This is a genomic window from Rhodococcus sp. P4_B6, from assembly GCF_056402215.1.
Genome location: NZ_JBFUHV010000325.1, coordinates 1 through 4,674, shown reverse-complemented (window position 1 = coordinate 4,674; position 4,674 = coordinate 1). Strand labels below are relative to the sequence as shown.

Here is a 4,674-nt window from a genome sequence, read left to right as displayed (position 1 = left end):
CCCAGGGATGGCTGACGACCTCGATGAGGATCGTCGATTGTATCCGCCGTTGAGTGGCTTCTTTGGCGAATCGTGAGGGCTGGTATGTTCCTGCGCACGATTTTCTCCGGTCGGGTGGGTGAGGCCGGGTTCACAGGGACGCCCGAGGCAACGACAGCCGGTACGTACTGGTCGAGCGGGTAAATCCGGTGCTAGCTGCCGGAGTTGAGGCGGTCGAGACTGCCGGTCGATGGCGGAGTTACCGGCGCCGGCGCGACCACGAAGACCTTCGGGTCATTCCGCCGTTGCATCGGGGCCGTGCAGAGGAGATGAGGGCGAAATCGATCGAGAAGCCCAGCTCGAGGTGAGAAGTACCCGCAGCAGCGACCGTTGCCCGGTGGCGCCAGCAGCCGTCGTGCCGCAGATGGTTGACCGCACCCGGCGAGGTCGCAAACGACGCGAACCCGGCTACCGCCGCCGGAATGTGGTCCATCGAAATCTCCACGACCACAACCGAGGTCCTCTCACGTACAGAGGGGCCACCCCGCGCTCGGTGAGGTCTACGCCGGCGATGTCGCCAACACAGATATGCACGAGCGGGTTGAGGAGAACGGGTAACGCTGAGGCCCAAAGCTAGTCGGGCACGATGCCCGGCTCGGCGACTCGTCCGTCGTGGGGACGAGTGGCGGGATCCCCGATTGGCGTCGGTGGCGCGATTTCCATTGAGTTTGCTGAGTGCTGGCCCCTTTGAACCGACACAGCATCGGAACGGTTCACCGCAGTTAGCAGAGTGTGCTATCTCATTCCCATGACAACTCCGGGGTGGTACCCGAATCCTGACGGCTCGAACTCCTTCAGGTATTGGGACGGGCGGGCGTGGCAACAGGTTGCGTACCCGACCCAGGCAGCGTCCACCCCGCCCTCCCAGCCGTCACCACCCCCGCCGACAACTACGAAGGGGTGGACACCGGAGCAGAAGCGCACGAACCTCCGCTGGTGGATTGGCCTGACGATCGTGGCGGTCCTCCTCGCGATCGGCGCAGTGGGCAACGCGATCAAAGACTCAAGCTCCGAAACCCAGCGCACTGCATCCTCGGCGGCACCAGAACCCAGACCGACCGAGGCGACCACTCCGTCCCAGGCGACCACGCCGGCCGAGGTGACCACGCCTACTGCGGAGCCTGCGCCGCTCACCTTCTCCGAGTCGATGGTGCGCGCACACGGGATGACGAAGGACGACGAGGGAGGACAGTCGAACGTGCGCTTCGTCGCGGGCATCGAGGATCCGCACCAGGTCGAAGAACTCCAGCGACAGTGCGTGCAGCACTACCTTCACACCACGAAGGCCGCCTACTGCTACGGCTACGCCACCGAGGCGGACTACGCACTGACCACGGTGGAGTGGACTCCGGAGTTCGACGAGAGCATCTACGGCGGCGGCCGGCCCTGCTGGATCGCACACGGCGGTCAACCGCTCGCGGGGCCACCCGGTACCGAGACGACGAAGTCAGCCCACGAATACACAACCCTCGGATGCCCGGGCGGTGTCCGCTACCCCGACGAGGTACCGTCGGCGCCCGCCCCGCCGGCGGCTACGGTTCCCGCTCACGATCCCTGCGCCCTTCTCGACTCCGATGCCCTGACAGCTGGCGGATTCAGCGACCGGACTGGGCAGGCCCCCGGCTCCCCTGCGACGTCCGCACATGGCGACATCCTCGCCACCTACTCGTGCGGCAACTCCGACGGCAGCGTCGTCGTCGAGGTCGATCTGCACAACAGCCCGCAGGCAGCTCGGGAGGACGCCGACTTCGCCACCAGCGCCGATCAGACGTTCCTGATCGACGGTGGCACGCGGGTTCCGTTCGACGCCAACCGCGGTGGGGCGAAGATCATCAACACCGAACTCGGTGTCTCGAGAACGAGCTGGTCCAACGGCCCCTATGCCCTCATGCTCGAGGTCATGTCGGACCCGGTAGTTCCCGGACTGACGCCCAATCACCCTCACGAGCGCCTCGACACCATGATCACCGCGACCGTCGACCACGCAGACGGCCGCCTCACCAGCAGCAGTTGGTGAAAGCCAACCAGCGGCTCGGGTGATCATAGGAAGGCGCTGCGATTTGTGGTGACGACACGTCCTCGGACAGCAATCGCGTCGGCGCGGCGGTCTACTCCGCCGGGGTCGGTGACTGTGATCCACTGCTTCCGTTGTGCGCTGCACGTGAGCCCTGTCCCTCAGGTCATCAGATCATCGCGTGACTCCGTCTGCCCCGACTTCCTCGTGGTCGTGGAAAGGAGATCCATCCGATCGAGGCGCAGTCGTACCCGCCGTGAGGACCTCTGCCGCGATAAGTTCGATAGTCGACCAGAGTTCGTGCAGGCTGACGGCTTCGGCGGACACGGTCTCAGTCCAACCGTCCTCCTCGGCCAAATATGGTGGTAGAGCGAGGTCTACCCGTAGCAATCGCAGGATTCGTTGTTCTACTTCGTAGGCGTCCGCCCCGACCGTGAAGCGTTTCGTGCGATACACACTCCAGCCCTTCTTGGTCCACAGCTTGACCCTGTTGGAATGAAGGCCGCCGATTCCGATCTTGTGCACGGCACGAAGCGTGTCCGTGATCAGGTACACCTCGGCGGGTAGCGCCGGCTTGAAACCGCTGACCGCACAGTGCGGACAAATAGCGCCCATCGACATCACTTGGTGGAAAGTCGGATTGACATCCAGTCCGCAGACCCGATGCCTGGCGTGCCACTTAACATTGCTGCCGGGATACGGAATCAGAGGTTCGAGTCCGAGCTCTCGCATCAGTTCGGCACATTCATCGGAATCCCGACGCCGGCCCAGTCMGCGTTTGCGTGCCGCGCAGACCCGACATCCACCATCGTCATTCTTGACCGTGTTGTAACGGGGACTGACGAGCGAGTCACAGGTCAGACACCGACACCGCCACGGCTTGTTGCTTCCCGGATACGGATCCAAAGGCTCGAGGCCGACCGCGTGCATCGCCGCGACGACATCCACCTCGGTGACCGCCCGTCTCGCACAAAACTTGCAGCCTGATACCCCGTTCTTGACGTCATTCCACCGCTTGGTGGTCTCGCGTCCACATCGCAGACAGAGACAGCGCCACGGAACCTGGACACCGGGATAGCGCTCGAGTGGTTCGAGACCGTGCTGGCGCAGCAGCGACTCGGCCGCCAGTTCGTCGACGATGTGCCCCGAACAGTACTTACATCCAGTTTGGCTTTGCTGGACGTTGTTGTAGCGAGGCGCGATGTCGTTACCGCAGCGCCTGCAACGGCATAGCCACGTGTTCTTACTCCCTGGGTACGGGACCAACGGCTCCAGGCCCGCCGCTCGCATCACTTCGACGGCGGTGACGGGGTCCACGGCTTTCCCCGCGTAGTAGGCACACGGCCCGTTGCCTTTCGTCAGGCTATGGAGACTGGGGGTGATGGTGCGTCCGCAACGCGCACACGTACAGCGCCACGGGCGCCCCGCGCCGGGATACGGATCCAGCGGCTCAGCACCTGCAGCACGCATCCGCTCGGTCGCTTCCACATCCGTCAGTCGCCGGGGCACGAACAGACAACCTAGCCGTCCACGGCCGTGCAGGTAGACATCGGGCGTTCGGGATACAGAAACATGACATATCAACACGACGCACGACTAGCGATTGACGATGGCACGTCTTCCTCGGTGCCGGCTCACTTCCCGACGCTGTCCACACCGCTGTCAACCGCACCACGACACGACAGGACGTCCTGCCGGTCACCGGACCGCGATTGCCTCAGACTCATGCGTAGCGAAAGCTCCGCTGTGGCGTCACCCGAACAACAGTTCCCGCCTCCCAGCGGTCGTGTGCGACCGGGCACTTACGTGGGTTCACACAGTTAACATTCGACGAGACCGACCTCGGTCACGAAGAGACTGAGGAGGGGTGCGCGGCCCGTGGAGAATATTTCTACACGCGATTCTGCGGCCTCACGCACCACAGCCGCGATTCGAACCCGATGCGCTTCCACGGGATCGTCGCCAGCGCGCCGCGACCTCGCGGTCGATGCCGTGCCCCGTCCAGTTAGGGTCCAGCCATGGGCGGCGAGTGGATCCAGATCGACAGAGATTGCGTGACGTGTGGCAACGCCGCGTTCCGGCACTACATCTACGCCAGCCTCGGCGGCGTGCTCATCGAGACCGACCTGTACGAATGCGCCACCCCGGGTTGTCCCGGGCCTGTCGCGATCTGCGAACCAATCGACGGCTGACCGTACGGTGATCCCACCGGCCGAACCGTGACGCCTGCTGATGGGGTCTCACTGCCGGCAGGCACCCACAGCCGCGGCAGGCGAAGCCCCGCGCAACTTTTCGGGAGTAGACCGGGATCCTGCATCGTCGACGACACGAGCGCTGCCGCCAAGCCACCGACTCCGGCAACTCCCGCACGCCAAATTCGATCAACATGGTTCCTTGACACGACCACCCTCTCTCCTCTCACACAGAAGGTCGGTATCACCGATCGATCCGACCATTCCTGCGAGACGGCTTAGACCGGGCTGAGGATGTAGTTGTCCTGAATCTGAGTGTCATTCACGCGAATGACAGCGGCTCGCCAGAATATCCACCGCTGCAGGCCACGGCCAACATACTGCTCGCCGTGTCACACCCAACCAATAATCTGCCTCGCTGTTCCCGGC

3 protein-coding genes and 1 pseudogene are annotated in these 4,674 nt (G+C 63.9%); 3 read left to right on the top strand and 1 reads right to left on the bottom strand.

The genetic code is table 11. The features are described from left to right. Positions 1–787: 787 nt before the first annotated feature. Positions 788–877: pseudogene (locus tag AC1DWT_RS49620) on the top strand (DUF2510 domain-containing protein); the annotation flags it as partial. 261 nt (positions 878–1,138) lie between these two features. Continuing rightward, on the top strand, positions 1,139–2,056 hold the full coding sequence (locus AC1DWT_RS49615; protein WP_257014864.1) for a hypothetical protein: 918 nt from the start codon (positions 1,139–1,141) through the stop codon (positions 2,054–2,056). Positions 2,057–2,227: 171 nt separating this feature from the next. On the opposite strand, the gene AC1DWT_RS49610 is transcribed toward AC1DWT_RS49615, so the two are convergent. Beyond that, positions 2,228–3,370, bottom strand: coding sequence for a hypothetical protein (locus AC1DWT_RS49610; protein ID WP_477926107.1), 1,143 nt, complete (start codon positions 3,368–3,370; stop codon positions 2,228–2,230). A 701-nt stretch (positions 3,371–4,071) separates the two neighbouring features. Between AC1DWT_RS49610 and AC1DWT_RS49605 the strand changes: the two genes are divergently transcribed. Continuing rightward, the gene (locus AC1DWT_RS49605; protein ID WP_164063559.1) at positions 4,072–4,245 is read left to right on the top strand and encodes a hypothetical protein; all 174 of its coding nucleotides are present in this window, start codon (positions 4,072–4,074) and stop codon (positions 4,243–4,245) included. Positions 4,246–4,674: the final 429 nt, after the last annotated feature.

What these genes read in the sequence shown, in the direction of transcription:
- AC1DWT_RS49605 (WP_164063559.1), top strand. Translation starts at nt 4,072, where the DNA reads ATGGGCGGCGAGTGGATCCAGATCGACAGAGATTGCGTGACGTGTGGC.